The 15,664-nt window shown below is 59.9% G+C and carries 19 protein-coding genes; 6 read left to right on the top strand and 13 right to left on the bottom strand.

Annotation, left to right across the window (positions count from 1 at the left end; all coding sequences use genetic code 11):
* Window positions 1–64: 64 nt before the first annotated feature.
* The gene (gene rsmA, locus ACR0MI_RS01670; protein WP_170610598.1) at window positions 65–907 is read left to right on the top strand and encodes a 16S rRNA (adenine(1518)-N(6)/adenine(1519)-N(6))-dimethyltransferase RsmA; all 843 of its coding nucleotides are present in this window, start codon (window positions 65–67) and stop codon (window positions 905–907) included.
* Between the two features lie 52 nt (window positions 908–959).
* Here the strand turns inward: rsmA and ACR0MI_RS01665 are convergent, their stop codons facing one another.
* The 3 genes from ACR0MI_RS01665 to prfA all read right to left on the bottom strand — a co-directional run bounded on the left by ACR0MI_RS01665 (window position 960) and on the right by prfA (window position 3,684).
* Window positions 960–1,547: a DUF4167 domain-containing protein gene (locus ACR0MI_RS01665; RefSeq protein WP_170610596.1), complete on the bottom strand. Its 588-nt coding sequence runs from the start codon at window positions 1,545–1,547 to the stop codon at window positions 960–962.
* 239 nt (window positions 1,548–1,786) lie between these two features.
* Window positions 1,787–2,632 carry a peptide chain release factor N(5)-glutamine methyltransferase gene (gene prmC / locus ACR0MI_RS01660; protein ID WP_170610593.1) on the bottom strand — a complete coding sequence of 282 codons (846 nt, stop codon included), beginning with the start codon at window positions 2,630–2,632 and terminating at the stop codon, window positions 1,787–1,789.
* Window positions 2,629–3,684 (bottom strand): peptide chain release factor 1, encoded by a 1,056-nt coding sequence (gene prfA / locus ACR0MI_RS01655; protein ID WP_170610590.1) that lies wholly within the window; start codon window positions 3,682–3,684, stop codon window positions 2,629–2,631. The genes prmC and prfA overlap by 4 nt, the downstream gene beginning before the upstream one ends.
* 63 nt (window positions 3,685–3,747) lie before the next feature.
* On the opposite strand from prfA, the gene ACR0MI_RS01650 reads away from it, so the two are divergent.
* Window positions 3,748–4,035 carry a hypothetical protein gene (locus ACR0MI_RS01650; RefSeq protein ID WP_170610587.1) on the top strand — a complete coding sequence of 96 codons (288 nt, stop codon included), beginning with the start codon at window positions 3,748–3,750 and terminating at the stop codon, window positions 4,033–4,035.
* Here the strand turns inward: ACR0MI_RS01650 and ACR0MI_RS01645 are convergent.
* The 4 genes from ACR0MI_RS01645 to ACR0MI_RS01630 all read right to left on the bottom strand — a co-directional run bounded on the left by ACR0MI_RS01645 (window position 3,976) and on the right by ACR0MI_RS01630 (window position 7,603).
* The gene (locus ACR0MI_RS01645; RefSeq protein WP_170610584.1) at window positions 3,976–4,383 is read right to left on the bottom strand and encodes a DUF1499 domain-containing protein; all 408 of its coding nucleotides are present in this window, start codon (window positions 4,381–4,383) and stop codon (window positions 3,976–3,978) included. The two genes, ACR0MI_RS01650 and ACR0MI_RS01645, sit on opposite strands and share 60 nt — an antisense overlap.
* Before the next feature lie 63 nt (window positions 4,384–4,446).
* Window positions 4,447–5,394, bottom strand: a complete 948-nt coding sequence (gene speB / locus ACR0MI_RS01640; RefSeq protein WP_170610581.1) for an agmatinase — start codon at window positions 5,392–5,394, stop codon at window positions 4,447–4,449.
* Between the two features lie 64 nt (window positions 5,395–5,458).
* Window positions 5,459–6,427, bottom strand: a complete 969-nt coding sequence (gene speB / locus ACR0MI_RS01635; protein ID WP_170610578.1) for an agmatinase — start codon at window positions 6,425–6,427, stop codon at window positions 5,459–5,461.
* A gap of 12 nt (window positions 6,428–6,439) precedes the next feature.
* Window positions 6,440–7,603, bottom strand: coding sequence for a M20 aminoacylase family protein (locus ACR0MI_RS01630; RefSeq protein ID WP_170610575.1), 1,164 nt, complete (start codon window positions 7,601–7,603; stop codon window positions 6,440–6,442).
* Between the two features lie 66 nt (window positions 7,604–7,669).
* Between ACR0MI_RS01630 and mazG the strand changes: the two genes are divergently transcribed.
* From mazG to ACR0MI_RS01615, 3 genes are all read left to right on the top strand, one after another.
* On the top strand, window positions 7,670–8,527 hold the full coding sequence (mazG, locus tag ACR0MI_RS01625) for a nucleoside triphosphate pyrophosphohydrolase (protein WP_170610572.1): 858 nt from the start codon (window positions 7,670–7,672) through the stop codon (window positions 8,525–8,527).
* Window positions 8,528–8,591: 64 nt separating this feature from the next.
* Entirely contained in the window at window positions 8,592–9,533 is a 942-nt protein-coding gene (locus ACR0MI_RS01620; RefSeq protein WP_170610570.1) for a nucleoside hydrolase, read from the top strand.
* Entirely contained in the window at window positions 9,530–9,979 is a 450-nt protein-coding gene (locus tag ACR0MI_RS01615) for a GNAT family N-acetyltransferase (RefSeq protein ID WP_170610566.1), read from the top strand. Before ACR0MI_RS01620 ends, ACR0MI_RS01615 begins: the two co-directional genes overlap by 4 nt.
* Here the strand turns inward: ACR0MI_RS01615 and ACR0MI_RS01610 are convergent.
* The 6 genes from ACR0MI_RS01610 to ACR0MI_RS01585 form a co-directional block, all read right to left on the bottom strand.
* Window positions 9,976–10,143: a hypothetical protein gene (locus ACR0MI_RS01610; RefSeq protein ID WP_170610563.1), complete on the bottom strand. Its 168-nt coding sequence runs from the start codon at window positions 10,141–10,143 to the stop codon at window positions 9,976–9,978. The genes ACR0MI_RS01615 and ACR0MI_RS01610 overlap by 4 nt on opposite strands.
* 65 nt (window positions 10,144–10,208) lie before the next feature.
* Window positions 10,209–10,682: a hypothetical protein gene (locus ACR0MI_RS01605; protein ID WP_170816574.1), complete on the bottom strand. Its 474-nt coding sequence runs from the start codon at window positions 10,680–10,682 to the stop codon at window positions 10,209–10,211.
* A 210-nt stretch (window positions 10,683–10,892) separates the two neighbouring features.
* Entirely contained in the window at window positions 10,893–12,167 is a 1,275-nt protein-coding gene (gene eno, locus ACR0MI_RS01600; RefSeq protein ID WP_170610557.1) for a phosphopyruvate hydratase, read from the bottom strand.
* Between the two features lie 145 nt (window positions 12,168–12,312).
* A complete protein-coding gene (locus ACR0MI_RS01595; RefSeq protein ID WP_170610554.1) occupies window positions 12,313–13,194 on the bottom strand; it encodes a DMT family transporter in 882 nt (293 codons plus the stop codon).
* Window positions 13,195–13,330: 136 nt separating this feature from the next.
* Window positions 13,331–13,744, bottom strand: a complete 414-nt coding sequence (locus tag ACR0MI_RS01590) for a Fur family transcriptional regulator (RefSeq protein WP_170816575.1) — start codon at window positions 13,742–13,744, stop codon at window positions 13,331–13,333.
* A gap of 78 nt (window positions 13,745–13,822) precedes the next feature.
* A complete protein-coding gene (locus ACR0MI_RS01585; RefSeq protein WP_170610549.1) occupies window positions 13,823–14,527 on the bottom strand; it encodes an endonuclease/exonuclease/phosphatase family protein in 705 nt (234 codons plus the stop codon).
* Window positions 14,528–14,698: 171 nt separating this feature from the next.
* Here ACR0MI_RS01585 and ACR0MI_RS01580 point away from each other — a divergent pair, with 171 nt between their 5' ends.
* On the top strand, window positions 14,699–15,664 hold the full coding sequence (locus ACR0MI_RS01580; protein ID WP_170610546.1) for a cation transporter: 966 nt from the start codon (window positions 14,699–14,701) through the stop codon (window positions 15,662–15,664).

The raw sequence follows: 15,664 nt of genomic DNA, 5'->3' as shown, positions 1-15,664 counted from the left end.
ATCCCCGCCGGAGGCAAAAAATCTCTGGCGCTTACCCACCAACCCGCGCCACGGTAGTCGGATCATGAGCGCAATCGACACCCTCCCCCCTCTGCGCGAGGTCATCGCGACACATCAGCTCTCGGCCCGTAAGTCGCTGGGTCAGAACTTTCTGCTCGACCTGAACCTGACCGCGAAGATCGCCCGTCAGGCCGGGGATCTGGCCCAATGCGATGTGCTGGAAATCGGCCCGGGCCCCGGCGGACTGACCCGTGGACTGCTGTCCGAAGGCGCGCGCAAGGTCGTCGCGGTCGAAAAAGATACGCGCTGTATCGCCGCCCTGAACGACATCGCTGCCGCCTATCCCGGCAAGCTTGAGGTGATCAATGGCGACGCTCTGGAAATCGACCCTCTGGCCCATCTGACCCCGCCGATTCGCATCGCGGCCAACCTGCCCTACAATGTCGGCACCGAACTGCTGGTGCGGTGGCTCACACCGCCCGAATGGCCGCCGTTCTGGCAAAGCCTGACCCTTATGTTCCAGCGCGAAGTGGCCGAGCGTATCGTCGCCCAACCCGGAAGCAAGGCCTATGGCCGCCTCGCTATCCTGGCCCAGTGGCGGGCCGAGGCGCGTATCGCCATGTCCCTGCCGCCCGGCGCGTTTACTCCGCCGCCCAAGGTTTCAAGCGCAGTGGTCCACCTGACCGCCCTGCCCGAGCCGCGTTTCCCGGCAAATGCCGCAACACTGTCCCGCGTGGTCGCCGCCGCCTTCAACCAGCGCCGCAAGATGCTGCGCGCCTCGCTGAAAGGCGTGGCCCCGGATATCGAGGACCGTCTGCTGGCTGCTGGTATCCAGCCCACGGAACGGGCCGAACAGGTCCCTCTGGAAGCCTTCTGCGCGCTGGCGCGTGAAGTTTCCAAAGGCTGAAACAAAAAACCCCGGGCGTAACCCGGGGCTTCTTCTCAACCGATACGAGCGCTTACTCAGCCGCTTCCGGCGCGTCGCCTTCACTTGAAGGCGCTTCTTCAGCAGGTGCAGGCGCGGCCTTGGGCTTACGGCCCCGGGGCTTGCGCGCGGGTTTTTCCTTTTTCTCGGGCGTTTCGGCGACCGGCGCATCCTCTTTGCTTTCCGGCGTCTCGACCAGACCCGATTCCGGCGTTGCCTCCTCAGAACCGAAATCCATCACGTCGGGCTGCGGTGCCTCGGCCGGGTCTGCCTGGCGGGCAGCTTCACGTTCCTGACGTTCGGCGCGTTCGCGATCGCGTTCGGCCTGGCGCTCGCGATTCTGGCGCTCCTGCTCTTCGCGGCGCGCATCAATCTCGCGCTGCGCTTCGCTCAGCATGCGCAGATAATGCTCGGCGTGCTGCTGGAAATTTTCGGCCGCCACGCGGTCGTTGGACAACTGAGCGTCACGCGCCAGCTGATTGTACTTATCAATGATTTGTTGCGGCGTGCCACGCACCTTGCCCTCGGGGCCTGAACTGTCGAAAACCCGGTTTACGACGTTACCACCAGAAGGGCGATTGCGGTTATTCTTGGCCCGCGAGCGGGATTTTGAAGATCTCATCTTATTTTACGTCAGCCTTGTCATTCGCTGTCGATCAACCCGTACCTTACGCTGCTCAGAGGCTTGTCCCGTACCGTGTCATCGACTTTTTTGGGCTTGGCGTCAGGGGTGCGCTGCAAAAGCGCCAGCCTCGCTGACTACTCTGAGTAAGCATGTCCTGCCCGCGCAGACAAGGGGTTTATCGGATATTTCGCAGCTTTTTTACTTTCGCAGGCGCATTTCAGCCTCAGTTTTCGGGCCTAACCGGGCATTCTTGCGACAATTACCCGATCCCGCCCGTCCAGATCGGAAATGACACGAATTTCCGCCAGTCCGGCGGCATCAAACAACGCGGACACATAGTTGGCCTGCGTCGGTCCGATTTCGACCAGAAGACGTCCGCCCCGCGACAGAAAATCCGAGGCCGATGACGCGATCCGGCGATACGCATCTAGCCCGTCGCCCTCATCTGTCAACGCTAGTCGCGGTTCATGTTCGCGTACTTCGGGGGAAAGTTCCTCCATTTCGGAAAGCGAGATATAGGGCGGGTTCGAAACGATCAGGTCAAACATGCCATCAACTGCCCCAAACCAGTCGGAATGCCAGACATTGATGCGGGCCTGCACCTGATGTTGCACCGCATTGGCGCTGGCCTGCAAACAGGCGGCTTCGCTGAGGTCGACACCAACCCCGGTTGCGCTGCGCCGCTCGGCCAGCAGTGTGATCAGAATACACCCGGACCCGACCCCCAGATCCAACACCCGGTCAAAAGGTTCGCTCAGGGCCGCTTCGATCAATACTTCCGTTTCGGGGCGCGGGTCCAGAACATCACGGCTGACGCGAAACCGACGGCCGTAAAACTCGCGCTCGCCCAACAGGTGCGAGACCGGAATCCGTATGGCCCGAAGCGAGATCAGCTGGTCGTAGCGCTCGGCGATATCCGGCGACAGCTCCTCGGGCGCGATCAGAGTGACCCGGCTGGCTTCGATCCGGGCCGCATGAGCAAGCAACAGCCGCGCGTCCCGCGCCGGATCTTCAACTCCTGCCGCGCGCAGCCGGGCAGTTGCCGCCACCATCGCCTGCGCCGCAGTCTGCGCCCCGGTCATTGCGCCATCTCGGCCAGAAGCCGCGCCTGATCATCTGCGGTCAGCGCATCGATCACCTCGTCCAGATCGCCCTGCATCACCTGATCCAGCTTATACAGAGTCAGATTGATACGGTGATCCGTCATGCGACCTTGGGGGAAATTATAGGTCCTGATCCGCTCGGACCGGTCGCCCGAGCCGATCTGACTGGCCCGATCCGCCGAACGCTCGCTGTCGATTCGCTGCCGCTCCAGATCGTAAAGCCGCGTTTTCAGTACCTGCATCGCAATCTCGCGGTTGCGGTGCTGGGATTTCTCGGAACTGGTTACCACGATGCCGCTGGGCAGGTGCGTGATCCGTACGGCCGAATCGGTGGTGTTCACGTGCTGACCACCAGCCCCCGAAGACCGCATCGTGTCGATGCGGATGTCACCCGCGTCAATCTGGATATCCACGTCCTCAGCCTCGGGCAAAACTGCCACCGTCGCCGCCGAGGTGTGAATTCGTCCGCCGCTTTCGGTTTCAGGAACCCGCTGAACCCGATGCACACCGGATTCGTATTTCATGCGCGCAAAGACGTTGTCACCCTTGATATGCGCCACCACTTCCTTGATCCCGCCCAGATCGGAGGACTGCTCCTCAATGATCTCGAACTGCCAACCCCGCGCTTCGGCATAGCGCTGATACATGCGCAGCAGGTCTCCGGCGAACAAAGCGGCCTCATCCCCGCCTGTACCGGGGCGGATTTCCAACATCGCCGGGCGCGCATCCGCTGCGTCCCGCGGCAACAACGCCAGTTGTAACGCGTGCTCTGCGTCGGGAATACGTGCCTGCAACGCCGGGATTTCCTCCTCGGCCAGTTCCTTCATGTCGGGGTCGGCCAGCATCACCTTTGCCTCGGCCAGATCGGCCACGAGCTGTCTCCAGGCCATGATCTGATCAACCACCGGCTTGAGGTCAGAATATTCCTTGGCCAATGCCGCAATATCACCGCCCGACGCGCCATCTGCCATGGCCGCTTCGAGGTACTGGAATCGCTGAGTTATCTGTTCAAGGCGTTCTTCTGGGATCATGCGCGGGGTGTCTATCATCCGGGGGCTTTGGTCAAGGGCAAGCCTTGTGCTAAGCTGTTATTCATGAAACGGATCGTGCTTGTTCTTGCCCTCTGCGCGGCACCTGCCATGGCCGATGTGGTCGGCCCCGGCGGCAAGGTTCAGGATTGTTATTGCACCGATAAATCCGGCACCCGCGTCGAACTGGGAGAGATGATCTGCCTGCAAGTCGATGGCCGCATGTTCATGGCCCAATGCCAGATGTCACTGAACGTCCCCATGTGGCGCGAGGTGCAGGAGGGGTGCCTGTCCTCAGGGCTGCAACAAAGCCAACCACCGGTCGACACGAACCTGGTTTACCCCAAAATCTGAACGCCCGAACCGCAATCTGCCGTGAATGCGCAGGATGTCTCCGTCTTGCTGTGCCGTTGTGTAATCGGGAAACCCTAATGTCGGTGTTCGGGTGACATATGTCACCATTCCATCACCAACCGACCCGGCCAAAACCGTTGTCCGTGGAGCGGCCCTTGCAATGGTATCGAAACGCGCCAACCCGTCCGGACCGGTTTCAACCACACGCAACACGCCGCCTTTCATGTCCCGGTCCGTGTTACCAACCGGGGCGACATGCCATGTCACGGGATCGGACGGAGCCAGCCGAATGAAAGCCGCCAGTCCAACCAACAGCGCAACACAAAGCCACAGCACCATCTTTGTCATCCCGATCCCAACCCTTTGACAAACCCTAGCCGGATCGCGATGCGGGGCAATATGCGCCCCCGGTTATCGTGACGTCACACCGGGCAGGATGCAGATCAATTCAAACAACAGGTTCGCCGCTGTCAGCGCCGTGTTGCCGGACGGATCGTAGGGCGGCGAAACCTCGACCAGATCGCAGCCCACGACATTCATGCCGCCAAGCGCATGGATCAGTTGAAGCGCCTGCGGTGTGGTTAGCCCCGCAATCTCGGGTGTCCCGGTGCCGGGCGCATAGGCCGGGTCCAGACTGTCAATGTCGTAGGTGATGTAAACCGGATGATCCCCTACAGACTTGCGGATAAGCGAGCCGATCTCGGTCAGGTTCTGCTGCCACAGTTCCCAGGCCGGATATTGGCGGAAACCCCATCCCTTCGCTTCAGTGAAATCGCTGGCGGCGTAACCGGACCCGCGAATTCCGATCTGAAAGGTCTTGTCGGGAACGATCAGCCCCTCTTCGTAGGCGCGGCGGAAGACGGTGCCATGGGTCTCACGCTCGCCAAACATTTCGTCATTCACGTCCGCATGGGCATCCACATGCACCAGGGCGACCGAACCGTGCTTTGCCGCAATCGCGCGCAGGATCGGCAGGGTGATCGAATGATCGCCCCCCATCGCCACCGGGGTCACGTTCTGCGCCAGAATGCCGTCATAGCTGTCCTTGATGATCGTCAGACTGTCAGCCAGCGAAAACGTATTGATCGCCAGATCGCCGATATCGGCAATCTGCAAACTGTCAAACGGCGCGGCGAATGTCGCCATGTTATAGGGCCGGATCATCGCGCTTTCACTTCGGATCTGTTTCGGCCCGAACCGCGTGCCCGACCGCCACGAGGTGCCGATATCCATTGGAATACCCAAAACCGCCACATCCAGCCCCTCAAGCGAGGCCGCCTGCGGCAGGCGCATGAACGTGTTCGGCCCGGAAAACCGGGCCAGATCATTGCCGCTGATCGGTTGGTTGAAATCTGCCATGCCTGTTGTCCCTTCTGCCCGGTCATACAATCAAGCAAATACCGGAAGTATGACTAACCAAATGTTAAACCGGAGCCAGCTTGTTCCAGCCCAGCAGGCAAATGATCTGCGTCGCCACATGCGCCCCGGCAATCGCAGTGGCGCCGGAGGTGTCGAACGGAGGCGAAACCTCGACCACATCGCCGCCCTTGATGTTGATCCCGGCGATGTCGCGCAGAATGATCTGCGTCTGGATCGAGGTCAGCCCGCCCCAGACAGGCGTCCCGGTACCGGGGGCAAAGGCAGGGTCCAGCCCATCAATGTCAAAGCTCAGGTAAACGGGACTGTCGCCCAGAATACCCTTGATCTTCTGCGCCACGGCGGCAGGGCCGGACTCATACACTTCGCGCGCGTCGATGATGTTGACGCCCAGCGTATCCTCGTTGTGTGTGCGAATCCCCACCTGAACCGAGCGCTTCGGGTCCACGATCCCGGATTTCACCGCCTTGTAGAACATCGTGCCGTGGTCCACGCGGGACATGTCGTCATCGGCCCAGGTGTCAGTGTGCGCATCGAATTGCAGCAGCGATATCGGCCCGTATTTCTCGGCATAGGCCTTCAGGATAGGGAAGCTGATGTAATGGTCCCCGCCCAGCGTGACCGAGGCGACATTCGCCTCCAGAATGGTGCGGATATGATCGGTCAGCGTGTCGGGAAAGGCCGGGATGTTGGCGTAGTCATAGGCCATGTCGCCATAGTCGACGATGGCCAGTTCGCTGAGCGCATCAAAGGGCCAGCCATAAGGCGCATCGGGCGATTGCAGTGCGCTGGCCTCGCGGATCGCACGCGGGCCCAGACGAGTGCCGGGGCGGTTGGTGACGGCCTGATCAAAGGGTACGCCTGTCACGGCGATATCAACTCCGCTCAGGTCCTTGGTATACAGCCGCCGCAGGAACGAGGTCGCGCCCCCGAACGTGTTCTCGTAGGACAACCCCTTGAGGTCGGGATTGGTGAACGCCTCATCCACCTGGTTTTTTGCGTCTTCCAGTGCCATGTCTTCTCCCTGTCAGCCCAGCGGCTGCGCCTTTTCCACGATCCGGGCAAAGAATGAGGCCCCGACCGGTGCGATGTCGTCGTTGAAGTTGTATTTCGGGTGATGCAATCCTGCACCTTCACCCTGTCCCAGAAACAGATATGCGCCGGGACGTGCCTGCAGCATATAGGAAAAATCCTCGGCCCCCATCTCGCGCCCGCTATTGGCCGTGACCCGGTCATCGCCGGAAACCTCGCGGGCGACTTCAGCCGCAAATACCGCCTTGGCGTCATCGTTAACCGTGGCCGGGTAACTGACGTCATAGTCCAGCCGCGCTTCGACACCGTAGGATACCGCCTGCCCCTGCACGATCTGCTCCATCCGCTCCATCACCATCTTCTGCACATTGGGATCAAAGGTGCGCACGGTGCCGTTTATATAGGCCGTGTCGGGAATCACGTTGTTCACGGTTCCGGTATGAATCTGCGTGACCGAAACCACCAGATCATCCAACGCGTAGTTATTGCGGCTGACGATGGTCTGGATCGCCTGCGCGATACCGCAGGCCGCCATCACCGGATCGCGGGTTTCATGCGGCATCGCGCCATGGCCGCCCCTGCCCTGTATATGCACCTCGAACGTGTCGACCGCCGCCATGATCGGGCCGGGCGTTGTGTGGAACGCCCCTTCGGCAATGCCCGGCGCGTTGTGCAGCGCATAGACCTGCGAGATGTCAAACCGGTCCATGATGCCTTCTTCCACCATCACGCCGGCCCCGCCGCCTTCTTCCTCGGCGGGTTGAAAGATCAGCGCAACCCGCCCCCGGAAATTTCGTGTCTCGGCCAGATACCGCGCGGCCCCCAGCAACATGGTCGTGTGCCCATCATGGCCGCAGGCATGCATCTTGCCCGGATTCGTCGAGGCATAGGCGACACCCGTCTCCTCCGTGATCGGCAGCGCATCCATGTCCGCACGCAGGCCAATGGTCGGCCCTTCACCCTGCCCGTTGATGATGGCGACCATGCCGGTTTTGGCGATCCCTTCGTGCAGTTCATCCACGCCGAACTCGCGCAGACGGTCCGCAACAAAAGCGGCAGTTTCATGGCATTCGAACTCCAGTTCCGGGATTTTATGCAGGTGCTGGCGCCATGCGGCCATATCGGCAGAGAAATCGGCAATTCGGTTGACGACGGGCATCGGGGGTGGACTCCTGATCCAAGCTGCGGGATGGATGCATCTGACACCGGAACAAGGGGCTTCGCAATGGCTGAAAATCCGCTGATCACCGACTCTGACGCTGGGATCGAGCGCTTGCTGGAAATCATGCGCCGCCTGCGCGACCCCGAATCGGGCTGTCCGTGGGATATCGAACAGGATTTCGCGACCATCGCCCCCTACACGATCGAAGAAGCCTACGAGGTCGCTGACGCCATCGAACGTGAGGCGTATGACGAGCTGAAGGGCGAGTTGGGCGATCTGCTGTTCCAATCGGTCTTTCACGCGCAGATGGCCGAAGAAGCCGGACATTTCACCTTTCAGGACGTGGTGCGCACCATGTCGGACAAGATGGTCGACCGCCACCCGCATGTGTTCGGCGACGAGTCCCGCGATAAATCCGCCGAACAACAGACAGCGGACTGGGAAACTATCAAGGCGGCAGAGCGTGCAGGCAAGAAACAGAAAGGCGCGTTGGACGGGGTTGCGGCCAACCTGCCTGCCCTGCTGCGTGCCCATAAACTGCAAAAACGCGCCGCCCGGGTCGGATTTGATTGGCCCGATGCCAGCCACGTGTTGGCCAAGATCACGGAAGAGGCCGCTGAACTGGAAGAGGCGCGCGACAGCATGGATGCCGACGCGCTCGAGGACGAATTCGGTGATCTGCTGTTCGTGATCGTCAACCTTGGCCGCCACTTAGGCATCGAACCCGAGGCCGCCCTGCGCCGCACAAACGCCAAGTTCACCCGCCGCTTCGAAAAGGTCGAAGCCCGGCTGGCCGAACGCGGTAAGACGCCCACCCAAAGTGATCTGGCCGAGATGGATGCGCTGTGGGACGAGGTGAAAATCGAGGAACACCGCGCCAATGGCAAACTCCCGCCGGTAAGCGCAACAAACGGGGCCTGAAACAACTGGACAAGACACGCTCAGCTTGTCAGTGTCCGACCTTCACCACCCCCGGAGGCAGAGCATGACCGCCCGCAAGATCATAATCGACACCGATCCCGGACAGGACGATGCCGTCGCCATCCTGTTGGCGTTGGCCAGCCCCGAAGAGGTCGAGGTTCTGGGCATCACCGCCGTCGCCGGAAACGTGCCGCTGGAACTGACGGCCAAGAATGCGCGTATCGTCTGCGAACTGGCTGGTCACACCGAAGTGCCCGTTTATGCCGGATGCGACCGCCCGCTGAACCGCCCTCTGATCACTGCGGAACATGTGCACGGTAAAACCGGCTTGGACGGCCCGGTTCTGCCCGACCCGCAGATGCCGCTGGCGCAAGGCCACGCGGTCGATTTTATCATCGATACCCTGCGTACACAGGCACCGGGTACCGTGACGCTTTGCCCGCTGGGTCCGCTGACCAATATCGCAACGGCGTTTCAGAAGGCCCCCGACATTGTCGACCGCGTTCAGGAAATTGTCCTGATGGGCGGGGCTTATTTTGAGGTCGGAAACATCACCCCAACAGCAGAATTCAACATTCACGTCGATCCGGAAGCTGCTGATATCGTGTTCAAATCCAGAAGGCCTATCGTCGTCATGCCGCTGGATGTCACTCACAAGGCACTTGTCACCAGACCCCGAAATGACGCCTTCCGTGCGCTCGGCAACAAGGTCGGCATCGCCGTGGCCGAAATGACTGATTTCTTCGAGCGGTTCGACATAAACAAATATGGCAGCGAAGGCGCTCCGCTGCACGATCCCTGCGTCACCGCCTATCTGATCCGTCCCGACTTGTTCAGCGGGCGTCACATCAATGTCGAGATTGAAACCCATTCGGAACTGACCATGGGCATGACCGTCGCAGATTGGTGGGGCGTGACCGACCGCGCACCAAACGCCACATTCATGGGCGATGTGGACGCTGATGGTTTCTTTGCACTGCTTACAGAAAGGCTGGCCCGGCTATGACCGCAGCACTCCGCCTCGCCCGACCGGACGACCTGGACCGCCTGATGACGCTGGTTTCCGCATTCCATGCCGAGACCGGAATTGAACAGGATGCCGACCAGCGGCGCGAAGCTCTGCGTCCCCTTCTGGAAGGAATCCCGCATGGGTGCATATACCTGATTGGCCCCGGCCGGGCTCCGCTGGGCTATATCATCCTGACTTTCGGGTGGTCGGTCGAGTTCGGCGGCATGGACGGCTTTGTCGATGAAATCTACATCCGCCCGGCCGTGCGTGGCCGCGGTATCGCTTCCGAAGTGCTGCACGATCTGCCCAAAGCCCTTGCCGAGGCCGGAGTGACGGCCCTGCATCTGGAAGTCGATCGCACCAATGACGCTGCGCAAAAACTCTACCTGCGCAGCGGCTTCAAGGCCCGCGACCGCTATATGCTGATGAGCAGAACGCTCTAGCGGCTTTCCCCGCGGAAGATCACATCGGGGTTATACATTTCCTGAACCGGGTCATCCTGAGACACCTGCATCCCTGTGATCGGGTAGGTATCGGGTCCTGCGCAGGCCGCAAGGAAGGATACGGACAGGGCCGAAACCATCAGAAGGAATTTTGATACAGACATCGTGAGCTCCTTTCTGCAATGCAATCAGGATAACTCATGTTGAGACACCGCCGTTAGGAACAAGTTCACACATAACGATATAATTCTCGGCCATTTTCCGCCGATATGTCTGTTTTCGCGGTCTTTTGACCAGCATATTCACTGCTAGAGCATTGATAACCATAGACGATCCAGCGATCGGACTTTTCGAGCGTTTTCCTAATTTCGTCTCGGATTTTTTGAATATTTTCTGTCCTCGCATCCCGAAATTTACACTTTCGCGACAAAACGCGCCCCTTTGCCACAACCTGAAAGCGATACGGAGAACTGAGATTTTCACCACATGCTCCAGTGACAGACAGCAAGGCGGCAGCTTGAAAACGCCCCCCATCAAAAGCCCTATCGTTTGGAACACATAGAATGAGCAACCGATCTGGCACCTGTTTGACGCCGCTCTGGTTCTCCCAAGCCCTGGATGGGCGAAGATAGACCCGATTGCTGGTCAGCTCGGTTCTACCACACTGCTGCGCCCCACAACTCGGCCAGAACCCGTCAAACAATCATGTTTCCCAAGCCGTTTGCCGAATGGCATGAACCGGGCGACTACGGGAACTCTTGTCCGAGGCACCCAACCGCAAATCACTGAAATGGCGTGCCCCCGCCTAATCGGCGAGGGAGGAACATGTTTTTTTTGACACGCGGGCCAAAGCATCTGACTCCGCAATGATCTTCAGTCAGGATTCTTATTATTTTTGCCGAAAGGCTCCGACTCAGCGCAGGATCGATGCTCCGGCATATTCCGCGACCTCACCCAGTGACTCCTCGATCCGGATCAGTTGGTTGTACTTGGCCAACCGGTCGGACCGCGCGAGCGAGCCGGTTTTGATCTGACCACAGTTGGTTGCAACCGCCAGATCAGCGATGGTTGCGTCCTCGGTCTCGCCCGAGCGGTGCGACATCACATTGGTGTAGCGTGCGCGATGCGCCATATCGACAGCGCGCAGGGTCTCGGTCAGCGATCCGATCTGGTTTACCTTGACCAGCATCGAGTTGGCACAACCGCGCTCGATCCCTTCGGCCAGACGCGCCGGGTTAGTTACAAACAGATCATCACCCACCAACTGCACCTTGTCGCCGATCATGTCGGTCAGAGCTTTCCAGCCGTCCCAGTCATCCTCGGACATGCCGTCTTCGATCGAGATGATCGGGTAATCCTTGACCAGCGCCGCCAGATACTCGGCATTTTCCTCGGACGTCAGCGAGATATTCTCGCCCGACAGGACGTATTTGCCGTCCCTGTAGTATTCAGTTGCCGCACAATCCAGCGCCAGGTGGATTTCCTCGCCCGGCTTGTAGCCTGCCTTTTCGATGGACTGCAGGATGAAATCCAGAGCCTCGCGGGTGGACGCAATATTGGGGGCAAAGCCGCCCTCATCGCCGACACCGGTGGCCAGACCAGCGGCTGACAACTCGCGTTTCAGCGTGTGGAACACCTCGGACCCCATGCGCACGGCTTCGCGGATATTCGCGGCCGAGGTGGGCATGATCATGAATTCCTGAATGTCTATCGGGTTGTCTGCATGTTCACCGCCGTTGATGATGTTCATCATCGGTACAGGCAGAACACGGGCCGAAGTGCCGCCCACATAGCGATACAATGGCTGCGTGGTGAAATCCGCTGCGGCCTTGGCAGTCGCCAGCGAGACACCCAGGATTGCGTTTGCGCCCAGACGGCCCTTGTTTTCGGTCCCGTCCAGTTCGATCATCGCCTGATCGATCGCCACCTGCTCGGTCGCGTCATAGCCCACCAGTTCTTCCGCGATCTCACCGTTCACGGCGGCGACGGCTTCCAGAACGCCCTTGCCCATATAGCGCGACTTGTCGCCATCGCGCTTTTCCACCGCTTCATAGGCGCCGGTTGATGCGCCAGAGGGCACAGCGGCGCGGCCCATGGTGCCGTCTTCCAGGATCACGTCCACTTCGACCGTCGGGTTGCCCCGGCTGTCCAGAATTTCACGTGCATGGATGTCGATGATGGTGCTCATAAGGCCCGTCCCTGTGGCTGCGTTCAGTTGCACGCCTCATACCATCACCGGGTGAAAAGTAAACCGGTCATGTTATCGCTAACACGCTAATCAGGTGGCCTTTAGGGCTAACAGCATCCTGTTTGCGCCAACCTGCGACGATCCGTCAGGCCGCAACCGCCATGGCACGCGCCAGACGGCGCTCGCGAACAAAGGTGTAAAGGCCGGAACCCATGATCAGCATGGCACCGGCCAGTGTCATCTGGTCGGGACGTTCGCCGAACATCAGCATCCCTGCGGCAATCGAGAAGACCAGGCGGGTGTACCGGAATGGCGTCAGGGCCGACGCCTCACCGATCCGCATCGCGGTTACGATGCCATAATATCCCAGAACGCCAAACCCGATCGCGCCAAGATAAGGACCGATCTGCGCCGTTTGCAGCGGAATGACCGGTTGAGCCGAAAACACCATCAGAACCGCACCGGCAAACGCCACCGCGATGTAGGCCTGCAGCGCCACAACAGATGACGCGACGCGAACATCAAGTTTCCGCGTGATCAGATCCCGCGCCGCAATGGCAATCACGGTTGCCACGACAAACAGGGACTCGGGCTGGAAACCTTCAAGTCCGGGACGAATGATCATCAGAACACCGATGAAGCCAACGCCAATCGCGCTCCACCGCCGCCAGCCTACCTGTTCCCCAAGAAACAGCGCCGCCCCCATTGTCACCGCAAGCGGCATCGCCTGGAACACGGCTGCAACTGTGGACAGGTCGACAAGCGACAGGGCGGTAACAAAGGTCAGTGCCCCCACCGCTTCGGTCGCGGCACGGGCCAGAGGCAACGGCTGCCACGCCACCGGATCAAGGATGCGTTTGCGTGTGGCCAACGACATCAGCACGAAGACAAGGCTGCAAAACAGCCCCAGAACAATCATGATCTGGCCGGTCGAAACACTGGTCGACAGATGCTTGATGAACATGTCTTCAAGCGAAAAGGCCGCCATCGAGCCAATGATCAGCAATATGCCGTTTACGTTGTTCATGCGCGTGTCCGTTTGGGTGGGCTGAAAAAATCTGAGCCTGTGAGTCACCAAAACCGGAACATTCGCGACGTCGCAAGCCGGATTACGACAGGTTTAATGAATTGATTTGAAGCGACCAATCGCTTTTCGTGATGGGTCAGTCCTGTTCCAGCGGAACACCATACAGTTCCAGCCGGTGCCCTTTCAGCTTGTAGCCCAGCTTGGCGGCAATCTTTTCCTGCAGTGCCTCGATCTCGGGATCAACGAACTCGATCACCTCGCCCGACTGCATGTCGATCAGATGATCGTGGTGATCGCGCTCGGCGTCCTCATACCGCGCGCGTCCGTCGCCGAATTCCAGCCGCTCCAGTATTCCCGCCTCTTCGAACAATTTGACGGTCCGGTAGACTGTGGCAATGGAAATGCCGGAATCAACGACCGAGGCGCGCGTGTACAGTTCTTCGACATCCGGATGGTCTTCGCTTTCCTCCAGCACCTGGGCAATTGTGCGGCGCTGCCCCGTCATGCGCAGCCCTTTGGCTTCGCATCGGGTGATGATCGTATCCGGCATGATGACCCCCAGAAGTGTTCGGGTTTCTGTCTTAGTACGTCTGCACGGCGCGCGCCACAGGTGATTTTCCAGTGCGCCCTAGACTGCAGACCGCAGGTCAGCCCAGACCGGCAGATGATCCGACGCAATATGCGCCGGCCGCGCGTTATGTACACCGTGCAGCATTGCCTCAAGGCCGCCGCCCAGCGCGATTCGGTCCAGCGCGCCCAGGGGTTGCGCCGCCGGAAAGCTTGCGACCGGAGGCAGAAACCGCATGCCCGGAACCAGGTGATCCAGCACGGGCTGACGCGACCATTCGTTGAAATCCCCCGCCCAGACAGTCGGCATACTGTTCTGCCCCGCATCGCTGCGCCTGAGTTGCGTCAACTGCTGGCGGCGTGATGCGGGCAGCAGGCCCAGATGCATCCCCATAACCCGAAGCGGACCGATCTGAGTATCGAATTCCACCTGAACGGCCCCGCGCGGCTCCAGCCCCGGCAACTCGTGATGGGATGCGCTGCGCACCTGTATGGCGTCACCCCGCCAGATTACCGCGTTCCCGTGCCAGCCCAGGCTGCCCGCGCCGCCCAGGTCGACAATGTTCCAGCCAGCTTCGTCCAGCATGAAATGCGGCAGCGCCGCAGGCCGGGGTGGCAGACGTTTGTCGGCCTCCTGCAAAACCACGATATCCGCTTTCATTCCCTCCAGAACCTGAAGGATACGCTGCGGTTGACGCCGAAGGTCCAGCCCGACGCATTTCTGAATGTTGTAACTGGCAAGTCGAAGGGTCGGCGAACGGGTCATGGGCTTCCGGTTGTCGTAGACTTCTAAGATTGCGTCGCCCGTTCCCGTGTGCAACCCCGGAATGCTTGTTTTTCGGTGCAATATCCGCGCAGTTCAAATCATTGGCGAAATGCACGCTATTGACTATTTGTGCAGCGGATTGATGTTACTTCGGGGTAAAACGGGATGGCAATGCCGGACACAGACAAGAAGAAACGCCTCGAAGGTCGGTCGCTGCTTGTGGCCATGTGGGGCAACCTGTTCATGGCCGGGGCCGGTATTCTGGCCGGTATCCTGTCAAACTCCAATGCCATCATGATGGATGGCCTGTTTTCATTGATCGGTTTCGGCTCTGCCGTTCTGGGCCGCCGGATCAGCCAGCGCGTCGGCGCAGGACCCGACAAGCTGCGTCCCTTCGGATATGCGGCGGACGAGGCCATCTTCTCCACCTTCCGTGCCCTGTCACTGCTGGGGCTTGTCCTGTTCGCCATCACAAACGCAATCAAGAACATCTACAGCTACCTCAGCGGCATTGATCCCGAGCCGCTGAATTTCGCGCCCATGTTCGTGTATTTCGCAATGATCGGGGCCACCTGTCTTTTCCTTTGGGCCTTTCATCACTTCACCTGGCGCAAGACCGGAAAGAACAGTTCGATCCTGCGTCTGGAGGCCCGCGCTTCGCTTTTTGATGGTATGATCACCGCCGCCGCCGGACTGGGTCTGGGTGCCATCTACCTGTTCCGCGATGGCCCCCTTGCGCCCATCGCTCCGATCGGGGACTCGATCATCGTTCTGGTGCTCTGTCTGCTGGCTGTCGGTACCTATTTTCGCGAGTTCCGGGGCGGTTTGGGAGAACTGGCGAATGTCACCGCAAACCCGGAACATCTGGCGACCGCGCGCCGGGCCCTGCGCGAAGCCATCGCCGAAGACGGCGGAACCTTGCGGGACATGTCTGTGACAAAACAGGGGCGCAGCTTTTTGGTGACGGTCTACTATGATCCGGGCCGCCCCGTCACTGCAAACGAAATCGACACCCTGAACCTGCGTATGATCAGCGATGCACGAACCGCACTACCTGAATCGGATGTGTTGCTTTTGGTCACCCAGTACCAACGGCGCTGGCCGGACACGATCAACCCGTATCAGGCGAAACCCTAG

It is taken from the genome of Ruegeria sp. D4 (assembly GCF_056534475.1).
The sequence above is the reverse complement of the archived record's forward strand: the minus strand, read 5'-3'. Positions and strand labels throughout refer to the sequence as shown.